Below are 19,920 nucleotides of genomic sequence, written 5' to 3' on the forward strand. Positions count from 1 at the left end.
ACGTCAGTTGAAGCCTAAACTAAAAACGCCAATAAAACTAAAACGTTTTTTGGTGTTTTTATCTATGGTATGCACTGAACTATATTCGCCTGTTGAATGTAATTGAGATTGGATTGAATAGGCTTTAACTCATGAGCAACGTATGTCATAGCGGCCCATTAACAAAGTTGGATGTGTTAAACAAGAAAATAGCTTCTACGGTGCTGGTTAACAAGTTGATTGAAGAATATTAAGAGTAAACTTGATATTCATTTTGGCTTACTGTTAAGACTTGGTTTTTTCTGCTTTATTTTGTCTACAATCTGGGCTGGATCTAGTGACAACAAACGGGCTATGCGCACAAATTCCACGACATCTAGTCTTCTTTCACCATTTTCAACTTTGGCTATAAATGATTGAGGGCGGTCAAATGCTTGTGCCAGTTTTTCCTGTGTATACCCGTTATCTTTCAAGTTGCCTCTTTGTTGGCTGCACTCACTCACCCCGGTCACATAGTTTGCTATGCTCCCGGGGATTCACTCTCTTGCCACCGCGATGCATCTTGAAATCCATAGGGTATAATGCCTTTTTCCAAGCGTGTTTCGCGTAATAATCGGATAACATGCTGGTATTCCTCTGAGTAAATCGAGCTCATTCATTTTGCCTTAATAAAAAATCCTAAGATAGAATATCTCTCATTTGTAAAAATATCGAAAATAAGAAAAAAACTTCATGGGTTGAATTATCAAGAAACTTAGGTTTGAGGTCTTTATGGCGGTAATAAAAGCACAATAAGATAAAGATATTAAAGTGGTTTTACAATTAGCTCGCAGTTGGAAAGAGCAATATGATGAATGAACAGTTTACCCGTTGAGATTCAGCAGAACATCTGAAAGATAAAGCTAGCATGGCTATGTATTTGAATGCCTATATTGAAGAAGCGGGGGATGATCCTGCCTTTATTGTGTGTGCGTTAGGTACAATAGCGCGTACACGTGGTATGACTCAGGTAGCGAAGGATGCAGGTCTATCTCGTGAGAGTTTATACCGGGTGCTATCTGGTGAGGGAAACCCGGAGTTTGGTGCCATTTTGAAAGTCGTTAAAGCATTAGGTTTAAAACTCCATGTAATAGAGGAATAATATTGACATAGATAAGTAATGAATAACGTGTTGTTTGCAGGTTTGTTGGGGAGAAAAGGGAAAATTGAAAGGAGTGAACTAATACCGGTTAAAGTTCAGGCTCATTCCTTTCAGTTAATGCCATATGCAAAGCTATAGATTCAGAAAAACTGTTTATTAGTGTCTAACGAAACTCCCACTTATATTTAAGCTCAACGAATTTGCTATCAGAACCTAAGCTGGCATCAGCTTTTTCCATTTTTTCAAGCCATTTCTCAAAATCATAAGGCCATTTTTTTACATCCTCAGGTAAAGTATTGGATAAAACCGCTATTGTTTCTTTAGGGAATTTTTTAACTATTTCTTCGTTTTTAATATAATACATCAAGGATTCACCATTGTTCGTGCATGTTAAGAAAGGCATAACAATATCTACTAACTCTGGAAACATAGTTTCTTGAGAAAATAAAAGACGGGAAATATTTTCTGTTGTTTTTGGTGATTTTATTGCCTTTTGACGAGGCCAAACATGGGTAAAAAATTGAATTATTAAAACTCGCCATTGTAAAAAAAATTTATTATCAGGTTCATCTTTTGAAGAACGCCTCCATAGCAACCATAGGATTTTATGGCGTAACTTCTCATCACCATAAACAAGAGCATCTCTAAATTCAGAATCGGAAATAAATTGCTTTGATTTCTCATACAATTCACTAGCCCAACCAAATAATAAAAAATTTGCTATTGAATTTGTTTGAAACTCAGGGTGAAAAGACACGCTATTACGTAAAAAGCCTAGTAAAAATGGTTTCAAAGTATCATACAACTGAGAGCTTTCGGGGAAGTTTCCTCCCCAGAAATAGCCATGCCAGAATGCTTCCTTCTCTTCTGGCTCACCATTTTCGATAACATGTAACAAATTATTATTAGTCCATACTGGAATATGGTGATGTAACCAAATTAGTTGTTTGGCTAAATATACTAAAGCATATTTCCTGGAATCACCTGATAAAGCATTCAAACGTTCAATATTAGAAAGCCATTGTTGAGATAATTTGTCTTCCAAATGGAAATTTTTTAGACGAGAGTCTTTAAACAATATATGTGCGATTGATGATATGGGAGAGTTATCAGCTTCTGTAATCCAATCGCGCCGTTCTCTTTTAATTTCGATGGTAGTAATAGGAGTTGGCATTATCCCTATAGTATCAATAAGATGCTTTAATAATGCATCATAGATATCAATATCTATAGAAGCTAATTTTTCATTTATAGACGAAATCCAACATAAAGCAGGATCAATAATTGAGACTAAATCTTCGTTAGAATAAGACATCATTTGTCTTGCAATAAAACAAATGAACTTTGTTTTATCATCTTTTCGCGATTCAGACGACAGGAACTTTTTCCATATTTTTTTAGGATACTCTTTTTTCTCTTTAGCCCAATGCCTTAGTGCAGAAAAAGCCCTTAATGGATATTGCTTTGATAATCCTTTAAAAGGGTCGTTCCTCTCTGAAACGATCTGTTCAACAGAATTAAATTCTAAGGCTTGCGGAATAATATCCCTTATAGGAATATGTAATAATTCATTGCAGTTAGATTCAATACTTATATATCCGCCTTTGGGTTCCATAGAGGTAATGGCATTATCTGCTAGCCCAATCTCCCATTCGGGATATATATTTTGAAGTTCTCTAACTCGCTCTTTTATATCAATATAAAAATTACAACCTTTATTTTCAAGCCAGAATATTCGATTTAGTCTATTATAAGCTTGGTATTTATCAATTTGATCTTTATTTGTCCATGCAGAACTTGATAGGCGCTTAACAATTTCAATGCACTCATTCTCTCTTAATTCATCCCATCTATCTGCAAGTGTTAGCATCAGGTCTCTTTGATTATGTTCATTCCAAAATTCATCATCGCTTAATGCATTGATAAGTGGGTAAAAATCGGAAGAGGGGACGATTTCAGGCTTACATGCAATCCATATACGAAGTTGTGAAAATATAGGATTATTTCTGGGCCAACTCAAGAATTCGTTTCTTGCTTCATACAGGTCTAGTTGAATTAACCTTTCATACAAATGTACGTATCGCAATACGTATCCTTCCAGTCCGACATCTCTTATACTTAAACCTAGTTCTATACTGCTATCCTCTCTAATTGGTGATAACAAACGCATTGAGTGAGGTGTCCTTTTCTCTGATTCTAACGAATAAGCGTATTCAATATTTTTTCTCAGTTCTGGAATCACTTTAATTAGTAAAGAATTTGGAATATTAATTGCATCAAAATGGTGTTTTTCTATATACCGTACATCTAATTGCAGAAATTTACGAAGCTCAGTTATCGTATTAATTGGAGGAAGGAGGCTATCTATTTTGCTAGATACAGCTAAATATGGACGTGTCAGTTTTACATATTGACGGAACATCACCTCATTCCAACCATACGTATTAATTTCGTGTGATAGGCCATACCAATGGCGATCAAAATCTTTATTTTTATACTCATATTGCCAAGACTCGATCAGATATTGCCAGATTTTGCGAATTTCACTATCTATTTTATTCTCTTTAAGTTTCTGTAAAATGTAATGTTGGATAGCTGGTTCAAGATAATTTTGTTTCGTTGCCCACCATATGGCTGTCGGCTGATGAGCTACTTTTGCAATCCAGGCACCAAGATACCATTGTCTACTAGATAACTTTGAGTTTCCATATTCAGATGTTGTTCTGAATGAAGCAAAATGTTTCTCGCTTAACTCTTTAACATCATCATGATGTGGTTGAAACGCATCCCATACCTTTTTAGCTATTTCTCTATCTATATCGTCATTATTCTTTTGATAAATATCAGGTGTTTTATCAAAGTCTAAACCGTATAAAGTGAGAGGTTCAGGGGAAGTATTACATCTCAAAGGCCAGCGGTTAGAGTGTGTAGCAAGTCGTATACGAGGATCAAAAACACATAACCATTCTGCGGAAGGTGGATTATCGACAAGTGCAAACTTCTCCATACCTTTTGAAGTAGATACAATATGAGCAACTTGTCCACGTTCGTGGGGGAAGAGATTGGTTGGGCCACGTCGAGCCATCTCTATAGTTTCGCTATACCATTGCTCTACGTTCTTCGCTCTTTTCGCCCAAGCATCTAATGTCTCCCAAAGAGCGGTATGTTTATCTTCAGGACTGTAAGCAATTGCTTGAACACCCTTATGTTCCCATAGTTTTCTTGCTTCTTCTATGGTTCCAGATTGAAATGCATATACATTTTTTGCTTTTATCAGGTTTTTATTAAGTCCTTCGAGCAAATATTGTATTGGGGGATCATTTGCAGAATAGCCAATAAATACAACTATATATTTAGAAAAAATCTCTCGAATAAAGTTCGTGGCCCAACCATCAGAAAGATAGGCTCTTCCAAACCCTGAACCTGATAAAACAAAACCATTGCCTTCTGCACCAATGTAATCGGAATTAGATCTTCCATGAAGATATACCAGTCCATCAATTAATTTATTTTTGGATAAATCTGGTAAATTTGGAGGTAGAAAACACGGAATCTCTGTCAAGGAACAATCATTGAATAAGCGATCAAAGTTAGTTGTAATTAATTGCACTCGACCTTCGGATGTAGTGGCAAGGTCTAACAATAATTTATGTGCAGATGTGTCAACTATGTCCGATGGTTTCAGTACTTGAGCTACAGTTTTTTCAATTAAATTCGTTTCGAACTCTTGTTCTAATAAGCTAAATATCCGATCTGTTGAAATAAGGGTTGATGCATAAGAAGGTAATTCAACTTCATTTCCTTCCTTATCTTTTAACCCTTTATTCAAAAAATCATAAAGTTGACGAGCTTGGCTATCATTAGTCGTTCCGAGTAAATCAATAACTTTCTGTGCCAATTGAAAAAAACTAGGAAGCTTAGCTTTAGCAAGAGATACCCCTGCGCCACAAAAGAAAACCACGCGCCCTTGATCACGGGCAAGTAATAATTCATCAGGAATAAGTGGCCCATCTTGAATAAACCGCAATTTTCTCTCCTTATATTGCAAATAATTTCATTATACTTTTTTATCATTTACCTTGGAATAAGGCAACTTTTTTCCATCCCATGTTTGTGTTTCTGATGTTGTTCATAGAGCGTTAATATCTCTGAATCAGGCAATAGATTGATATCACCTTGATTAGATTGCTTAGCTATTTTGGAATGTTTTCCGGTGACTCTTTGGCTCATATATCGTCTCTTTCCCTGTAGATAATATAATTTCATCATTGAATTGCTTTAATACCGCAGCAAAGTCTGCACGGACTTTATCCAGATCATCTGCTAAAGTATCAACATCACTTTTCTGTGGGATAAAATCGAAATAGTTTGTATTGGGAATAATATCGAATTTCGGTGAAATTGATCTTAATTTATTAAAATATTGTATGATAATATTCATTATATTACCCGCATTATTAGTTGTTTCTATTAGTTAAATAATTTATTAGCAATAATGTTTTCTTAAGTTTTGATTGAAGAATCATACCTGATAAATAGATTTATGCCATAGAAATATTGCGAGCCGTTTCAAAAAAAGGACTGAAAATAATGGAATATAATTTCATTCAAGATAATGATTAATCGTTTATATAGAATTATTAATTAGTATGATTTACGACGAAAAGTATCAGAATATGCTATAGTGCTGGCTGGTTTTTGCTTATATTTTTGGAATCTTATGTCTTATCAATGCCCCTTATGTCATCAATCTTTATTGCTCACTCGACAACAATGGCGCTGTGAGAATAATCATCAGTTTGATTGTGCTAAAGAAGGGTATGTTAATTTGATGCCCGTTCAGCATAAAAAATCCAAGGAACCGGGGGATAGCCCGGAGATGATGCAATCAAGAAGAGCATTTTTGGATTCAGGACATTATCAACCATTACAACAACGGGTTTCGGAATTACTGGAAAAGTATCTGCCAGAAAATGCAGGGAGTTTGCTGGATATAGGATGCGGTGAAGGTTATTACACCGCTGCGGTTGAAGCACAGTTAGGCAAGAGACGTAATCTTAAAATCTATGGGTTAGATGTTGCTAAGATCGCGGTTCGTTATGGCGCTAAGCGCTATCCTGCTGTCAGCTTTTGTGTTGCGTCGAGTCATCGTTTGCCATTTGCCGATAAATCGCTTGCCGGGGTGTTAAGAATTTATGCGCCTTGTAAAGCGGAGGAATTGGCAAGGGTGGTTAAGCCACAGGGAATTGTTTTGACAGTTACTCCCGGTCCTCGCCATCTTTATCAGCTCAAAGAGTTGATTTATCAAAATATTCATCTTCATCCATTGAAGGCAGAACCATTGGAAGGATTTGAATTGATAACCGATGAATCGTTATCTTACCCAATGAAATTAGATGGCGTGCAAGCGTATCATTTATTACAGATGACACCATTTGCCTGGCGAGCAATAGAAGATGTGAAAAAAGAATTGGCAGATAGAGCGCTGTTTGAATGTGAAACTGATTTTATACTGCGGGTCTATCAACGCCTTAATTGATCAAGATTTCAGCCCAAAATATAGTGTTTAACAGATAGATATTTTGGGCTGGTAGAGTTATTTCGCGTACATAAATAATTCGAGATGTTCAAATAAGATATTGAAGCCAATTGCAATCAGAATCAGTCCACCAATAAGCTCAGCGCATTTGCCTAGCAGTGGGCCAATATAACGGCCAATTAATATTCCCAATGTTGCCATAATCATTGTCACCATTCCGATAGCCATCGCAGTGTGTACGATATTGACTTCAAGAAACGCGAGCCCAATACCAATTGCCATTGCATCCAGGCTGGTGGCAATGGCTGTTGTTATCAACACTATTGAGTTATTGCGGCAGGGTGATTCACACTTTTTTTCCTGATTTGCTTTAAAACTCTCTGTTATCATTCTACAACCTAGAACAAATAACAGAGTGAAAGCAATCCAGTGATCCCACTCCATAATATACTGGCTGGCGTAAAGCCCTATCGACCAGCCAATCAATGGGGTACAGGCTTCTACTAAGCCAAATATCAAACCTGTACGGATTGCTTCACGAAAATGTGGTCTATGTAGTGCGGCCCCTTTACAAATTGCAGCAGCAAAGGCATCCATTGAGAGTGCTAAAGCCAGGATAAGGGTTGCGTACATATTCATTAATATAGCCTCGGTTGGGTGTTTCCATATACATATAATCCACCCCCAACCAATGATGGTGTTATATGCAATGGTCTTGCCAACCGAATTAATAGCTATCCCATTAGGCTATTTTTTTGCTATTTTGAGCAACAATAATGCCTGTTAGGATAGCAATAAGGCTACCCGCACCACGTTTATTTTGTAACGAGCGTGTTGATACGGGCTTTTCAGAGAAATTAACTAAATCGTTTCTCTGAAACAGGCTACTCCCCATGACAATTTAAAAGATAGCACAATAATTCAAAAAGGGAAAATAATATTATTTTTAGGGTTAAGGCACGATATTGATAATAATTATCATTATCTGTTTTATAGGGAAAATAAAAGTCAGCGTAAGGCTGACTGTTTATTATTTGCTTTTTTATTTATTATTTTTTCTTATCTATCTGTTTTCGATGAGAAATTTATAAATTCTTTCCAAATCATCAATTTGGCTTACTGATATATATAATTTCTTGTTTTCTAAACCAATAACCAGAATGCCATCTTCAGATAAATTCATAGTTTTTATCCGGTTATAGGAAATAAAGGTATTTACATAGAAGAAACAGTTATTTTTAAAAAATAATTTAGGCGAACGTATATAGGCAATATAAATAGTCATCAAGATAGTAAACAGCAATAAATATGTGGTTAAACGGCTACCATAAGCAGTAATATTATTATAAACAACAATAAGTATCAGGATAATAAAGATGAGTGCATCAATTTTATGTTTTCTTTTTAGCTTTATTTGTAAGTAAGTTTTCCCTTTTAGAAAATTAACCACGAATTCGTCATAAACAGCAAAAGCTAGCATTAGTACGATTAAACCAGCTAATACTATATCATTAAGGCTCATTCCTTATCCTTGCATTGTTATGAAAAAGAAAATATGGGGAGGAGTTCCTCCCCGAATGATATTGTACTAGAGACCAAGGAAACCAAATCTGGCGCCAATAATTCCCAGAATAAAGAAACCAATAATGATCCACAGGGCATTGACTTTATGTCGTAATAACCACATACAAGCAAATGTCAGCAAAAGTGGTACCAAGCCTGGCATCAATTGATCGAGGATATTTTGAACCGTGGTTATTGTCTTTTCTCCTGTCTGTTGGTTAGGAATTTCTGATACAACCAGCGGGATATTGACTTTCGTCCATTTATTAACTAATGCCCCCATAACAAATAGACCAAGGATTGACGCTCCTTCCGTCATTTTTTGCAAGAAGCCACCACCCATATCTTGAACGATATTGATCCCTTTCTTATAACCATAAGAGATACCTGAATAGAGAACTAATAGGCGTACTAGATTGAATAAGAAGAAGAACAAGACAGGCCCAAGCCAGCTACCACTCATTGCCAGGCCAGCACCCAAAGCAGCAAATACTGGGCGGACTGTCCCCCAGAAAATAGGGTCACCAACACCGGCCAATGGCCCCATCAGACCGACTTTGATACCGTTAATCGCACCATCATCAATCGTTGCGCCATTAGCACGCTGTTCCTCCATTGCCAGCGTGACACCCAGTACAGGTGCGACAACGTAAGGGTGAGTGTTAAAGAATTCAAGGTGGCGTTTGAGTGCCTGTTTACGCTCATCGGTATTTTCTGGATACAAACGACGAAGAGCTGGCACCATAGAGAAACAGAAACCCAAAGCCTGCATACGTTCAAAGTTCCATGAACCTTGAAATACATTAGAACGGAGAAATACACCACGGATATCACTGGGTGTCAGTTTTTTCTGGTCTGCTGTCTGAGCAGTCGTTTTTGTTGTATCTAACATGTTGCTCATCCTTTTAATCTAATTCGTTATCAAGGTCGTTATTGGTGTGTCCAGGGGTAGCCACTACCTGAGATTTGTTATATTTAGGGCTTAGCTGGATGTACAGCACAGCCATAACAATACCAATAATGCCTAATGCAACCAGGTTAAAATCAGTGAATGCCGCTGTGACGAAACCGAGATAGAAGAAGGGCATTAGGTAACCGGCACGCATCATGTTGATAACCATTGCGTAACCCACAACGACGATCATACCCCCAGCAATGTTCAAGCCATCTGTTACCACTTTTGGAATAGAAGCAAGTAACTGCTGGACTTCGTTGGTACCAACCGATAGTGCAACGATCAGGGCAGGGATGGCGATACGCATAGCCTGGAGCAGTAATGCGGATAGATGGATCAAGCTAATCGCACGCAGGCTGCCACGTTCTGCCGCGTTGTCAGCAGCATGCTGAAAGGCGACTGTGATGGTACGTACAATGATAGTCAGCACTTGCCCTGCTGCTGCCAGTGGAATGGCCAAAGCGATACCTTCACCGATATCACGACCACCCGCGATGACCAGAATCGTTGAGATGATTGATGCTAAGGCCGCATCCGGGGCAATTGCAGCACCGATATTCATCCAGCCAAGAGCGATCATCTCTAGCGTACCACCGATAATGATACCGGTTGTCATGTCACCAAGAATGATCCCGATTAAGGTGCAGGCCACGAGTGGGCGGTGGAATTGAAATTCATCAAGAATGGAATCCATTCCGGCTATACAAGCTACGATGAATATCAATGCAATTTGAACAACGGTAATTTCCATTGTTTGTCTCCTGTAACCAAATTAAATTTGGTGAGAAATTTTTGTCATTGAGTGATTTTTGTCGTTGAGTAATAGTTAAATTGCTCTGTTCTGATTTTCGTTTTTAACCTTCTGGAGTAGATCCATCATTTGTAAGCGGCTGTCACTGGCAACCTTACGGGCTTCAAGTTCAATGCCTCGTTCATTTAGTTTTTTGAAAGCTGCAATATCGGTTTCATCAACGGATATTGCGTTGTTAACTTGCGTTTTTCCCTGACGGAAAGCCATTCCACCAATGTTGACAGAAGTGATATCGACACCATCTTCGATTAAACGCAAAACATCTGTTGGGTTTGTAAACAGTAACATGACACGTTCATTGGCATATTTCGGGTTGTTATAAACGCGAACACATTTTGCAACATCAACAACGTGAGCACTGAGCCCCGGTGGAGCAACTTGTTTTAGCAAGGTGGTACGGACAGTATCAGCAGCAACTTCATCGCTGACGACAATGATCCGTTTGACATTGGTTTCTTTTGTCCAACGTGTAGCAACCTGACCATGAATGAGGCGGTCATCAATTCGAGCCAGTGCAATTTTCATATGACTACCGGTTGATGGTGCAAATGAAGGTGCCGCAACGGATGCCACGGGCTTGGCTGGTTCAGCTTTTTGAGGTTCTTCTGTTTTCAGGGCCCGGATGCCTTCTTTCCCGGTTTCCAGAGCAACAGAAACCAGTTCTGCCAGAGATGGGTCATCATCTCGACACATAAAGGTTTCAACCAGCATTGGAACGTTAACTCCGGTGATGATCTCATAATTCTCTTTATCTACGGCGATACGGCTAGCCGCATTGAATGGACTTCCTCCCCATGTATCGACAAGAAACAGTACACCTTGCGCTGTATTAAGCGTTTCCAGTTTACTGTTGTATTTTTCAAATAAGGTATCGGCATTTTCACCAGGAACGAAGTCAATGTAAGAAACATTTTCTTGCTCTCCAATTAACATCTCTGCGGTACGAAGCAGTTGCTCAGCCGCAGCCCCGTGTGTGCCAATCATAATGGCTATACTCACCTGTTTTCCCCTCTGTTAACAATATAAACGCAGGATTATTACAAAGTTACTGCAATAATTTTGATGAATCATTCCTCCAATAAAAATCTTATTTGTATGAATAGTGACCTTTTATCAATATGATACCTAAATATTTGACTTGATTTAGACTTTATCTCTTATTGACTGAAAAAATCGGCTGTTAGATTAACATTAGAAATACCAGAGGAAAATTGCTGTCAGTCAGAAAAAATGAAATAGATAAAAATGTTAACCACAAAACAATTTAATAAGCTAAAAATCGCAAAATTAATTTATAATTATCTATAATTTGCTTATTGTTAGATATTTATTCTGTTTTCGATAACATCTTATTAGTTTAAAATGGAAAACATATTCATCTTTTTAGATCAAAAGATGATCATTCCACGTTTTGGTCAAAAAATATCCCAACCATAGGGTAGGGATATTTTCATTACAGAAGCATTTACTGATTAAAAAATAAGTTATTTATTTGATTAATCACACTGAACCTTAATTGCTAACCCACCGCGGGATGTTTCACGATATTTAGCGTTCATGTCTTTACCTGTTTCGTACATGGTTTCAATAACTTTATCGAGAGAAACGCGCGGTTCACTGGTACGGCGCAAAGCCATGCGTGCAGCATTGATTGCTTTTACTGACGCAATGGCATTTCGTTCAATACAAGGTACTTGTACCTGGCCTGCTACCGGGTCACAGGTAAGGCCGAGGTTATGTTCCATACCGATTTCAGCCGCAACACAGACCTGTTCAGCGCTGCCACCGAGCAGTTCAGCAAGGCCGGCTGCTGCCATCGAGCAGGCAACGCCTACTTCCCCTTGGCAACCCACTTCAGCTCCAGATATCGATGCATTCATTTTATATAGGATGCCAATAGCGCCAGAAGCCAGGAAATAGCGGATATAGAGCTCTGGTGTTACAGGTTCAATGCAATGGTTGTAATAAGCGAGTACGGCAGGAACAATGCCACAAGCGCCATTGGTTGGTGCGGTAACAACACGCCCACCCGCAGCATTTTCTTCATTGACTGCCAAGGCAAACATATTCACCAAATCCACGACATTCATTGGATCATTAGATAAATTATTTGATGAGGTTAGCATACGATGTAATGCCGCTGCCCGGCGTGGTACACGCAGTGGGCCAGGTAAAACCCCTTCGGTGTTCAAACCACGTTCAATGCAAGCCTGCATGGTATCCCAGACATCGGCAAAATAGGCATTAATTTCTTCTTTGCTGTGGAGATCCAGTTCGTTTTTCATCATTAAACCGGAAATAGATAACCCGGTTTTATTACAATTCATCAGTAATTCTTTTGCTGAATTGAATGGATATGAAACTGGTTTGGTATCCTGAGAGGGTTTACCAAAGTGTTCTTCATCAACAATAAAACCACCACCAATCGAGTAGTAGGTTTTGCTATAAACTTTTTTGTCCCCCGAGAATGCGTGAATTTGCATGCCGTTTTCATGTAATGACAGATTATCACTTCGGAAAACCATGCCGCTATCACGTGGGAAATCGACTTCATGTAAACCGTTGGCTAGTTTAATACGCTGTGTTTGCTCTACATCACGAATAAAACCGGGGATCGAATCAATATCAACGGTGGCGGGTAAATTACCTGCCAGACCCATGATAATGGCGATATCCGTATGATGACCCTTGCCGGTTAATGAGAGTGAGCCGTAAACATCGACGGCTACACGCGTGATAGAAGGCATTAATCCCTGGTTTACCAGATCGTCGACAAACTGTTTGCCGGCTTTCATCGGGCCAACCGTATGAGAGCTAGATGGGCCAATACCGACCTTAAACATGTCGAAAACGCTAATCACGCCAGACTCCTTAAAAAAGATAGAGATATAGTTATATATATTGAGGTACGCTACTTTACTGTGATTTAGTAGTGTTGATAAGGGAGTTTACAGGTTTTTTTGAATTATGATAGCAACAGCGATAAAGATGAGTAAAAAAAATACAAATTTGTTATCCTTAAATGATTTGGATCAAACCTGAATTTGTTGAGCTAATTGATGAATTATTGTCGCTGTCAATCCCCAAATGAGATGCTGCTGATACCAGTAAAAATAGATACGATGCCGCTGACCACGGCGACTAACGTCAAGATAATGATAACTCGAAAGTGAAAGCGCTTCAGATAGAGGAACTTCGAATATTTTGGCAACTTCCGCCGGGTTGCTGTGGAGGGATAATCCGGGAGGCAATAATCCGACAATAGGCGTCACCAGATAGCCACTGATGCTATTTAAAGGAGCGAGTTGTCCCAGAACCTGAACTTTCTGATGAGGTATGTTAACTTCTTCTTCCGCTTCTCGTAGTGCTGTCGCGATTATTGATTTATCTTTAGGATCAGCAGCCCCCCCTGGAAAGGCGACTTGACCGGCATGTGATCGTAAAGTGGCGGAGCGTCGGGTCAATAATAACGTTGGCTTCGGTTTGCAGATGATTGGTAATAACACCGCAGCATGGCGGTTGTTATCTGAAAGCCGTTTAGGTGGTGGTGGAAGTTGTAACTGAAATCTGTTAACGAAATCAGACAGTGATATCATATTACTTTTATTTTCCCTAGTTGCGGCAAGATACGATTCAACTTATCAAATGTTTCCTGATACTCTTTTTCAGCAATGCTGTCGGCAACGATTCCGCCACCGGCCCAGCAATATATTTTTTCTTTCTCAGTTAAGAGGGTACGAATGTTGATATTGCTGTCCATTGTGCCACAGAAACTAATATAGCCAATTGAACCACAATATCCATGTCGGCGGTGAGGTTCAAGCTCTTCTATTATTTCCATTGTTCTGATTTTAGGCGCTCCGGTAATAGAACCACCGGGAAAGCAGGCACGTAATAAATCCGTAGTATGTTGTTCATTTGGCAGTGTTGCGGTGATTGTGCTAACCAGATGATGAACGGCAGGGAATTGTTCAACTACAAATAATTCAGGAACTTTAACTGACCCGGGTGTGGCTACCCGGCCAATATCATTACGCAATAAATCGACGATCATCAAATTTTCAGCCTGATCTTTTTTCGAGGCTGCCAGTTTTACAGCTTGCAATATGTCCTTTTCTGTATCACTTAAGCGCGGTAATGTTCCCTTAATCGGGCGAGTTTGAATTTGTTTATTTTCCAAGAGTAAAAAACGTTCAGGAGAGACGCTGATAACGCTGTTTTCCGGTAAACGAATAAAGGCGGAAAAAGGTGCGCGGTTGTTCTCATTAAGTTTTATGAATGCTTGCCATTCATCTCCTTGGTAATCAGCGCAAAATCGTTGTGCCAGGTTAACTTGATAACAGTCACCACTTAACAGATAGTGATGAATGCAGTTAATTTTCTCATGATATTGTTTGGCACTCATATTTGATTGCCACTCACTGGTCAACGTAAAAGCCATTTTTGGCGAAACTGGGTGAGAAGTAAGCCAGTTCAGACGCGTGTCAACATCACTGTAGCTGAATAAAATCACCTCTTTTTTGTGATGATCAACAATTAGCGCCCAGTCATAAATACCTATTGCCATATCTGGAAATGACAGCTCATTTTTGGCTTGTGATGGTAACTCTTCAATATAACGCCCAAGATCATATCCCCATAGACCTAGCGTACCGCCCTGAAATGGCAAATCAGGATCAAGCTTTGCTGTAATATTTAATTTCTCTAGTTGTCTTTTTAGCAGGTAAAAGGGATCTTCCTCAGTAATATAGCTATTGCCATCTTCATTTATTTCAGTTGATTTATTATGACTGAACAGTGTTATCCGTGGTTCTGCAACCAAAATATCGAACCGGTTATGGGGATGGTTGGCAGCACCAGAATGGAACAGCATCGCCCAAGACTGATTTGAAATCGGCGCGAAATAGTTGATGGCAGCGTCTGGTTGATAGGGTAATTGCCGTTTTTGTAGTGAAATGCTCATTATATACCCGTTATCTTTCAAGTTGCCTCTTTGTTGGCTGCACTCGCTCACCCCGGTCACATAGTTACCTATGCTCCCGGGGATTCACTCCCTTGCCGTCGCGATGCATCTTGAAATCCATTGGGTATAGTGTTGGTTTAGCAATTGTAATGCAAAAGTTAGTCTTGATTTTAATCCTTACAGATTAACATAGAAATCCATTCCTTACTTGAGTTAAAAATCGCTATACTCTTCGGCATAGATCACTTTATAGAGGTTATTATCATGTTTTCAGAGATGCCAACTTTATCCCATGAGGAACAGCAACGAGCGGTAGAAAAAATTCAGCAATTGATGGTTGAAGGAATGAGCAGTGGCGAAGCGATTGCGTTGGTTGCACAAGAACTTCGTGAGCGGCATCGAGGAAAAGAGCAGGTTAATGTGGTGTTTGATGATGAAAAATCAACATAATTAAATTATTTATTTAACAATAATCACACATTTATTTTACCTGACATGTTAGGTTAGCTCCATATTTAATCTCTTACTTTGAGATATTAACGGGAGGTAGTATGAAAGCATGTCATATCATTAACAGAGTTGGCCTATCAGGTGCTGCACTTTTGCTCACGGTTTCATTCACAGTATCTGCTGTGTCGGAGAACAAACGTGTTGATAAATTTATTTCTTGTGACAATTTAACTAAATCGCAAATTGCCGCTCAAGTAAAGCGTGATTTTCTGCAAAACCGCATTAACCATTGGTCAGAAGATAGAAAGCAATTGGGAACGTCTAAACCAGTGGTATGGGTAAAAGCGGAAAATATCACTGGCGATAAAGATGTATTAAAAATTCCGCTGACTGTTCGTGGTTCTAAGCGTGACAAAGATTACCGAGTTGTCGTTGATTGTCAGCAAAATACGATTAGCTATAGCGAATTGAAATGACATTTTCTGATAGTTATCTCTACCCGTCATTAGACGGATACTAGATTTGGTGTTAGCCAGTAAAGGAAATGTTATGTCAGAATTGAGAAAATTATATCCGGCTTGTGAAGCTTATCGTTCGGGGTATTTGGATACAGGCGACGGTCATCAAATTTATTGGGAATTGTGTGGTAATCCTGTAGGTAAGCCAGCTGTATTTATTCATGGTGGGCCGGGGGGTGGTATTGCCTCTTATCATCGTCGGTTATTCGACCCGAAGAAATATCATGTCATGTTATTTGATCAGCGTGGTTGTGGGCGTTCAAGACCTCATGCCAGTTTGGAAAATAATACCACTTGGCATTTAGTTGAAGATATTGAGCGCTTACGTCAATTGATGGGAGTAGAAAAATGGCTGGTATTTGGTGGTTCGTGGGGTTCAACTTTATCTTTAGTTTACGCCCAGACTCATCCCCAACACGTTTCTGAATTAATTCTTCGGGGAATTTTCTTGCTGAGACCACAAGAGTTGCACTGGTATTATCAGGATGGTGCTTCTAATTTCTTCCCTGACAAATGGCAACGAACGGTATCTATTTTATCGGAAAGGGAACGAAAGGATGTGATCAGAGCATATAATAAGCGGCTGACTAGTAATGATCTTCGGGTGCAATTAGAAGCCGCGCGTCTCTGGAGTTTATGGGAAGGAGAGACGGTAACATTGCTTCCTTCAAATAATGTAGAGTGTTTTACGGAAGATGAGTTTGCTTTGGCATTTGCTCGGATTGAGAACCACTATTTTATCAATGAGGGTTTTATGAATGAGGAGCAGCAACTGTTGAATAATATTGACGTTATACGGGATATTCCGGCAGTTATCATTCATGGCCGATATGATATGGCTTGCCGGGTGCAAAATGCTTGGGATCTGGCGCAGGCATGGCCGGAAGCGGAATTACATATCATTGAAGGAGCAGGGCATTCATTTGATGAGCCGGGTATTTTACATCAGCTTATTAGTGCAACAGATAGGTTTGCAGATCAGTAATTGGATATACCCGTTATCTTTCAAGTTGCCTCTTTGTTGGCTGCACTCACTCACCCCGGTCACATAGTTCTCTATGCTCCCGGGGATTCGTTCCCTTGCCGCCGCGATCCATCTTGAAATCCATAGGGTATATAACCACCGGTTATCCGGTGGTTACCCATTCTTACTGGATGATCAGCGGCCTTTTGGCTCGTAGGGTAAATTGGAAAATTGTTTGGATAATTGGCGATAATGCACTAAACGTTGTTGAAAATATTGCCGCAGATGTTCGGGTTGTTCTTGTTCAACTGTATCAGGAAGTACCGGCATATTGTAACGTTCCTTAAAGGCTACACCAGAAGCTGCCAAATCAACATTCACTTTGTCCATATTCTCTGTAGAAAGTTCGGCCAGATTATGTTTCATCAGTGTCTCTCTCATTCACAAAGTGATAAAACTAATCCAAGCAGGTTTTTCTGGCAAGGGCTGAATTGATTATTTTATAAATATAAATAATATTCATTATCATTAAATATCGAAATTCCTTGATGAAGATTATTTTGTAAATGTGATTCATTTTCATTTAAATATATTAAATGAGATTCATTTTCATTTTTTTATTAAAAAATATATTGATATTTCAATGTGATACTTATTTTTGATTTATTTTTATTATTGGGTTTTATTATTTTAATTTAATTGGCATAATATAGTTCAATTAATAACTGGAGTATCTATTATGTTAAATCAAGAAATGGTTAATAAATTAAATGAGCAGATGAATCTGGAGTTCTATTCTGCGAATTTATATCTGCAAATGAGTGCATGGTGTAGTGAACAAGGGTTACCAGGTGCCGCTGCGTTTTTTAAATCGCACTCTCAGGAAGAGATGCAACATATGCATCGCTTGTTTGAGTATCTGAGTGATACAGGCGCAATGCCACGTTTGGGGCAAATTGATGCACCTTCGGCCGATTATGAATCTATATCTCATGTACTCAATAGAACTTATGAACACGAGAAATTTATTACTGCCGAAATTAATAAACTGGCTCATTTGGCGATAACCGCGCAGGATTATTCTACTTTTAACTTTCTGCAATGGTATGTAGCAGAACAGCATGAAGAAGAGAAATTGTTTAAATCTATCCTTGATAAACTGGATATGGTTGGTGAGGATGGTAAAGCACTTTTCTTATTAGATAAGGATCTGAAAGGTCTGGCTGCTGCAAATCCTGTCTAATGAAATGGAATTAATTAGCTGCAGTAGTCGCAATAACTTTAGGTATTTAAAGTCAATACTGCGGTTTTCCTTTATTTTTGCGCGATAGTTCACAAGACGAAATTCTTATTGTAAGTTATCGCAGATAAAATAATTCTTTTGATATAAAATGATGACAATTTATATCCTATGGATTTCAAGATGCATCGCGACGGCAAGGGAGCGAATCCCCGGGAGCATAGGTAACTATGTGACCGGGGTGAGTGAGTGTAGCCAACAAAGAGGCAACTTGAAAGATGACGGGTATATAGAGATTCATTTGAAAATTAAGAGGTTATTGATGACCATTAGCACAATCCGCTCTTTTGGCCGAAAATTATCTGCTTTAATTGTCCTTTTTGTTGCCATATCTTGCCAGCAAGCTTTGGCTCATGCGCATTTAACAGAACAAATTCCGGCAGAAGATACTACAGTAGAAAATACACCGCAGGTGATCACGCTAAGCTTTTCTGAAGGTATTGAGCTGAGTTTTAGTAAAATAAAAGTGATTGGCCCGGAAAATAAACCCATTAAAACGGGAAAATTGAAGCTTGATCCGGTAACTAATACGAAACTTATTCTTCCTATCGAAGATAAACTGACGACAGGGAGATATGATGTTAACTGGAGCGTGGTCTCTGTTGATGGGCATAAGACTAAAGGTGTCTATAGCTTTACAGTGAAATAATTATGTCTCTAGCGACGCTGTATATTCTTTGTCGCTTCACTCATTTCGTGGCAGTTATGTTAGTGTTTGGTTTTAGCATATTTACTGCCATATTGGTTCCTGAGCGTTTATCTGTTCTGATTGATGTGCGCCTTCGTGTAGGGGTAATTATCAGTACAGTTGTGACATTAGTAACAACAATGGGATGGTTGGCAATTCAATCGGGAATAATGGGTGATGGTTGGCAGGATATTTGTAATCTAGAAATCTGGTTGGCAGTATTGGAAACAACTTTTGGTAAAGTTTGGCAATGGCAAATACTGGTTTCAATAGTTGCTACAGGGTTTTTGTTTATCAGTAAACAAAAAGCCAGAAATATTTTGATGTTAATCAGTTCTGCTGTTTTACTCTCCTGCCATGCCTTTATAGGCCATTCGGTAATGCATGATGGGATAACAGGTGTTTTTTCTCAGATTAATCAGGTAATTCACTTAGTGAGTGTTGGATACTGGTTTGGTGGATTATGGCCGTTTTTGTTATGTTTGCAATTTTTACGGATACAAAATGAATTGGCTATAGGGTTGGATAAACAGATTATGATCTCTATGATGCGTTTTTCCACATATGGTCACGTTGCTGTAACCCTAATTATCATTACTGGTATTATAAGCGGCTTAATTTTGCTACCGAACTGGCCGAAATATAGCGGTAGTGAATATCAATCCATGCTATGGCTGAAGATAGCATTGGTGGTGGGTATGGTGATGCTTGCATTAATTAACCGCTATATCTTGGTTCCTAAACTGAAGCAGCCTGGCCGCTATCAATTGTTAATTATCAATAGTTGGGTTGAAATTATTCTTGGAGCATTAGTTCTATTATGTGTTGCTGTTTTTGCTACTTATCAACCGATTTGATTTTCTTAATTAATTATCTGTCTCAATAGGTGCTGTTGGTATATACCCGTTATCTTTCAAATTGCCTCTTTGTTGGCTGCACTCACTCACCCCGGTCACATAGTTATCTATGCTCCCGGGGATTCGCTCCCTTGCCGTCGCAATGCATCTTGAAATCCATAGGGTATAGTCTATTCTTGACACTAAAATATA

The 19,920-nt window shown here is 38.8% G+C and carries 20 protein-coding genes and 1 pseudogene; 8 read left to right on the forward strand and 13 right to left on the reverse strand.

All coding sequences use genetic code 11. From position 1 onward, the window contains the following. Nucleotides 1-248: 248 nt before the first annotated feature. Both ACGF5R_RS09470 and ACGF5R_RS09475 read right to left on the reverse strand, forming a co-directional pair. Nucleotides 249-491, reverse strand: a complete 243-nt coding sequence (locus ACGF5R_RS09470; RefSeq protein WP_387690604.1) for a helix-turn-helix domain-containing protein — start codon at nt 489-491, stop codon at nt 249-251. Nucleotides 492-499: 8 nt separating this feature from the next. After that, nucleotides 500-634 carry a hypothetical protein gene (locus ACGF5R_RS09475; RefSeq protein WP_387690606.1) on the reverse strand — a complete coding sequence of 45 codons (135 nt, stop codon included), beginning with the start codon at nt 632-634 and terminating at the stop codon, nt 500-502. 231 nt (nt 635-865) lie between these two features. On the opposite strand from ACGF5R_RS09475, the pseudogene ACGF5R_RS09480 reads away from it, so the two are divergent. Then, nucleotides 866-1,120, forward strand: a pseudogene (locus ACGF5R_RS09480) (addiction module antidote protein); the annotation flags it as partial. Between the two features lie 163 nt (nt 1,121-1,283). Here the strand turns inward: ACGF5R_RS09480 and ACGF5R_RS09485 are convergent. Both ACGF5R_RS09485 and ACGF5R_RS09490 read right to left on the reverse strand, forming a co-directional pair. After that, on the reverse strand, nt 1,284-5,147 hold the full coding sequence (locus ACGF5R_RS09485) for an SIR2 family protein (RefSeq protein ID WP_387690608.1): 3,864 nt from the start codon (nt 5,145-5,147) through the stop codon (nt 1,284-1,286). A 162-nt stretch (nt 5,148-5,309) separates the two neighbouring features. After that, nucleotides 5,310-5,561, reverse strand: coding sequence for a hypothetical protein (locus ACGF5R_RS09490; protein ID WP_387690610.1), 252 nt, complete (start codon nt 5,559-5,561; stop codon nt 5,310-5,312). A 279-nt stretch (nt 5,562-5,840) separates the two neighbouring features. Between ACGF5R_RS09490 and rlmA the strand changes: the two genes are divergently transcribed. After that, on the forward strand, nt 5,841-6,659 hold the full coding sequence (gene rlmA, locus ACGF5R_RS09495) for a 23S rRNA (guanine(745)-N(1))-methyltransferase (RefSeq protein ID WP_112875693.1): 819 nt from the start codon (nt 5,841-5,843) through the stop codon (nt 6,657-6,659). 57 nt (nt 6,660-6,716) lie between these two features. Here the strand turns inward: rlmA and mntP are convergent, their stop codons facing one another. The 8 genes from mntP to pabB form a co-directional block, all read right to left on the reverse strand. Beyond that, the gene (mntP, locus tag ACGF5R_RS09500; protein ID WP_146747879.1) at nt 6,717-7,298 is read right to left on the reverse strand and encodes a manganese efflux pump MntP; all 582 of its coding nucleotides are present in this window, start codon (nt 7,296-7,298) and stop codon (nt 6,717-6,719) included. A gap of 424 nt (nt 7,299-7,722) precedes the next feature. Then, nucleotides 7,723-8,181 (reverse strand): DUF986 family protein, encoded by a 459-nt coding sequence (locus ACGF5R_RS09505; protein ID WP_387690612.1) that lies wholly within the window; start codon nt 8,179-8,181, stop codon nt 7,723-7,725. Nucleotides 8,182-8,247: 66 nt separating this feature from the next. After that, nucleotides 8,248-9,114, reverse strand: a complete 867-nt coding sequence (locus ACGF5R_RS09510; protein ID WP_192880952.1) for a PTS mannose transporter subunit IID — start codon at nt 9,112-9,114, stop codon at nt 8,248-8,250. A gap of 13 nt (nt 9,115-9,127) precedes the next feature. Then, nucleotides 9,128-9,928: a PTS mannose/fructose/sorbose transporter subunit IIC gene (locus ACGF5R_RS09515; protein ID WP_112894000.1), complete on the reverse strand. Its 801-nt coding sequence runs from the start codon at nt 9,926-9,928 to the stop codon at nt 9,128-9,130. Between the two features lie 75 nt (nt 9,929-10,003). Beyond that, nucleotides 10,004-10,987, reverse strand: a complete 984-nt coding sequence (gene manX, locus ACGF5R_RS09520) for a PTS mannose transporter subunit IIAB (protein ID WP_387690614.1) — start codon at nt 10,985-10,987, stop codon at nt 10,004-10,006. A gap of 497 nt (nt 10,988-11,484) precedes the next feature. Then, nucleotides 11,485-12,849 carry an L-serine ammonia-lyase gene (locus ACGF5R_RS09525; RefSeq protein ID WP_112875699.1) on the reverse strand — a complete coding sequence of 455 codons (1,365 nt, stop codon included), beginning with the start codon at nt 12,847-12,849 and terminating at the stop codon, nt 11,485-11,487. A 171-nt stretch (nt 12,850-13,020) separates the two neighbouring features. Then, nucleotides 13,021-13,584, reverse strand: coding sequence for a CoA pyrophosphatase (locus tag ACGF5R_RS09530; protein WP_112875700.1), 564 nt, complete (start codon nt 13,582-13,584; stop codon nt 13,021-13,023). Beyond that, a complete protein-coding gene (gene pabB, locus ACGF5R_RS09535) occupies nt 13,581-14,951 on the reverse strand; it encodes an aminodeoxychorismate synthase component 1 (RefSeq protein WP_387690616.1) in 1,371 nt (456 codons plus the stop codon). The genes ACGF5R_RS09530 and pabB overlap by 4 nt, the downstream gene beginning before the upstream one ends. A 264-nt stretch (nt 14,952-15,215) precedes the next feature. On the opposite strand from pabB, the gene ACGF5R_RS09540 reads away from it, so the two are divergent. The 3 genes from ACGF5R_RS09540 (at nt 15,216) to pip (ending at nt 16,904) form a co-directional block, all read left to right on the forward strand. Further along, on the forward strand, nt 15,216-15,401 hold the full coding sequence (locus ACGF5R_RS09540; RefSeq protein ID WP_112875701.1) for a YoaH family protein: 186 nt from the start codon (nt 15,216-15,218) through the stop codon (nt 15,399-15,401). 101 nt (nt 15,402-15,502) lie between these two features. Beyond that, nucleotides 15,503-15,877: a protein YebF gene (yebF, locus tag ACGF5R_RS09545; RefSeq protein ID WP_112875702.1), complete on the forward strand. Its 375-nt coding sequence runs from the start codon at nt 15,503-15,505 to the stop codon at nt 15,875-15,877. A 73-nt stretch (nt 15,878-15,950) separates the two neighbouring features. Then, nucleotides 15,951-16,904, forward strand: coding sequence for a prolyl aminopeptidase (pip, locus tag ACGF5R_RS09550; protein WP_112875703.1), 954 nt, complete (start codon nt 15,951-15,953; stop codon nt 16,902-16,904). A 174-nt stretch (nt 16,905-17,078) separates the two neighbouring features. Here pip and ACGF5R_RS09555 read toward each other — a convergent pair whose 3' ends face one another. Beyond that, the gene (locus tag ACGF5R_RS09555; RefSeq protein WP_112875704.1) at nt 17,079-17,309 is read right to left on the reverse strand and encodes a DNA polymerase III subunit theta; all 231 of its coding nucleotides are present in this window, start codon (nt 17,307-17,309) and stop codon (nt 17,079-17,081) included. A 313-nt stretch (nt 17,310-17,622) separates the two neighbouring features. On the opposite strand from ACGF5R_RS09555, the gene ftnA reads away from it, so the two are divergent. The 3 genes from ftnA (at nt 17,623) to copD (ending at nt 19,728) form a co-directional block, all read left to right on the forward strand. Further along, on the forward strand, nt 17,623-18,126 hold the full coding sequence (gene ftnA / locus ACGF5R_RS09560) for a non-heme ferritin (protein WP_112875705.1): 504 nt from the start codon (nt 17,623-17,625) through the stop codon (nt 18,124-18,126). A 319-nt stretch (nt 18,127-18,445) separates the two neighbouring features. Further along, a complete protein-coding gene (yobA, locus tag ACGF5R_RS09565) occupies nt 18,446-18,832 on the forward strand; it encodes a CopC domain-containing protein YobA (protein ID WP_112875706.1) in 387 nt (128 codons plus the stop codon). A gap of 2 nt (nt 18,833-18,834) precedes the next feature. After that, on the forward strand, nt 18,835-19,728 hold the full coding sequence (gene copD, locus ACGF5R_RS09570) for a copper homeostasis membrane protein CopD (protein WP_112875707.1): 894 nt from the start codon (nt 18,835-18,837) through the stop codon (nt 19,726-19,728). The last annotated feature ends 192 nt before the right edge of the window (nt 19,729-19,920 follow it).

It is taken from the genome of Photorhabdus sp. RM71S, assembly GCF_042879355.1.
GTDB lineage: Bacteria > Pseudomonadota > Gammaproteobacteria > Enterobacterales > Enterobacteriaceae > Photorhabdus > Photorhabdus kayaii.

Excerpts from the sequence above, each read along its gene's own strand:
- ACGF5R_RS09475 (WP_387690606.1), bottom strand. The coding sequence starts at position 634 with ATGAGCTCGATTTACTCAGAGGAATACCAGCATGTTATCCGATTATTA.
- ACGF5R_RS09490 (WP_387690610.1), bottom strand. The coding sequence starts at position 5,561 with ATGAATATTATCATACAATATTTTAATAAATTAAGATCAATTTCACCG.
- rlmA (WP_112875693.1), top strand. The coding sequence starts at position 5,841 with ATGTCTTATCAATGCCCCTTATGTCATCAATCTTTATTGCTCACTCGA.
- mntP (WP_146747879.1), bottom strand. The coding sequence starts at position 7,298 with ATGAATATGTACGCAACCCTTATCCTGGCTTTAGCACTCTCAATGGAT.
- ACGF5R_RS09505 (WP_387690612.1), bottom strand. The coding sequence starts at position 8,181 with ATGAGCCTTAATGATATAGTATTAGCTGGTTTAATCGTACTAATGCTA.
- ACGF5R_RS09510 (WP_192880952.1), bottom strand. The coding sequence starts at position 9,114 with ATGTTAGATACAACAAAAACGACTGCTCAGACAGCAGACCAGAAAAAA.
- ACGF5R_RS09515 (WP_112894000.1), bottom strand. The coding sequence starts at position 9,928 with ATGGAAATTACCGTTGTTCAAATTGCATTGATATTCATCGTAGCTTGT.
- ACGF5R_RS09530 (WP_112875700.1), bottom strand. The coding sequence starts at position 13,584 with ATGATATCACTGTCTGATTTCGTTAACAGATTTCAGTTACAACTTCCA.
- pabB (WP_387690616.1), bottom strand. The coding sequence starts at position 14,951 with ATGAGCATTTCACTACAAAAACGGCAATTACCCTATCAACCAGACGCT.
- ACGF5R_RS09540 (WP_112875701.1), top strand. The coding sequence starts at position 15,216 with ATGTTTTCAGAGATGCCAACTTTATCCCATGAGGAACAGCAACGAGCG.
- yebF (WP_112875702.1), top strand. The coding sequence starts at position 15,503 with ATGAAAGCATGTCATATCATTAACAGAGTTGGCCTATCAGGTGCTGCA.
- pip (WP_112875703.1), top strand. The coding sequence starts at position 15,951 with ATGTCAGAATTGAGAAAATTATATCCGGCTTGTGAAGCTTATCGTTCG.
- ACGF5R_RS09555 (WP_112875704.1), bottom strand. The coding sequence starts at position 17,309 with ATGAAACATAATCTGGCCGAACTTTCTACAGAGAATATGGACAAAGTG.
- ftnA (WP_112875705.1), top strand. The coding sequence starts at position 17,623 with ATGTTAAATCAAGAAATGGTTAATAAATTAAATGAGCAGATGAATCTG.
- yobA (WP_112875706.1), top strand. The coding sequence starts at position 18,446 with ATGACCATTAGCACAATCCGCTCTTTTGGCCGAAAATTATCTGCTTTA.
- copD (WP_112875707.1), top strand. The coding sequence starts at position 18,835 with ATGTCTCTAGCGACGCTGTATATTCTTTGTCGCTTCACTCATTTCGTG.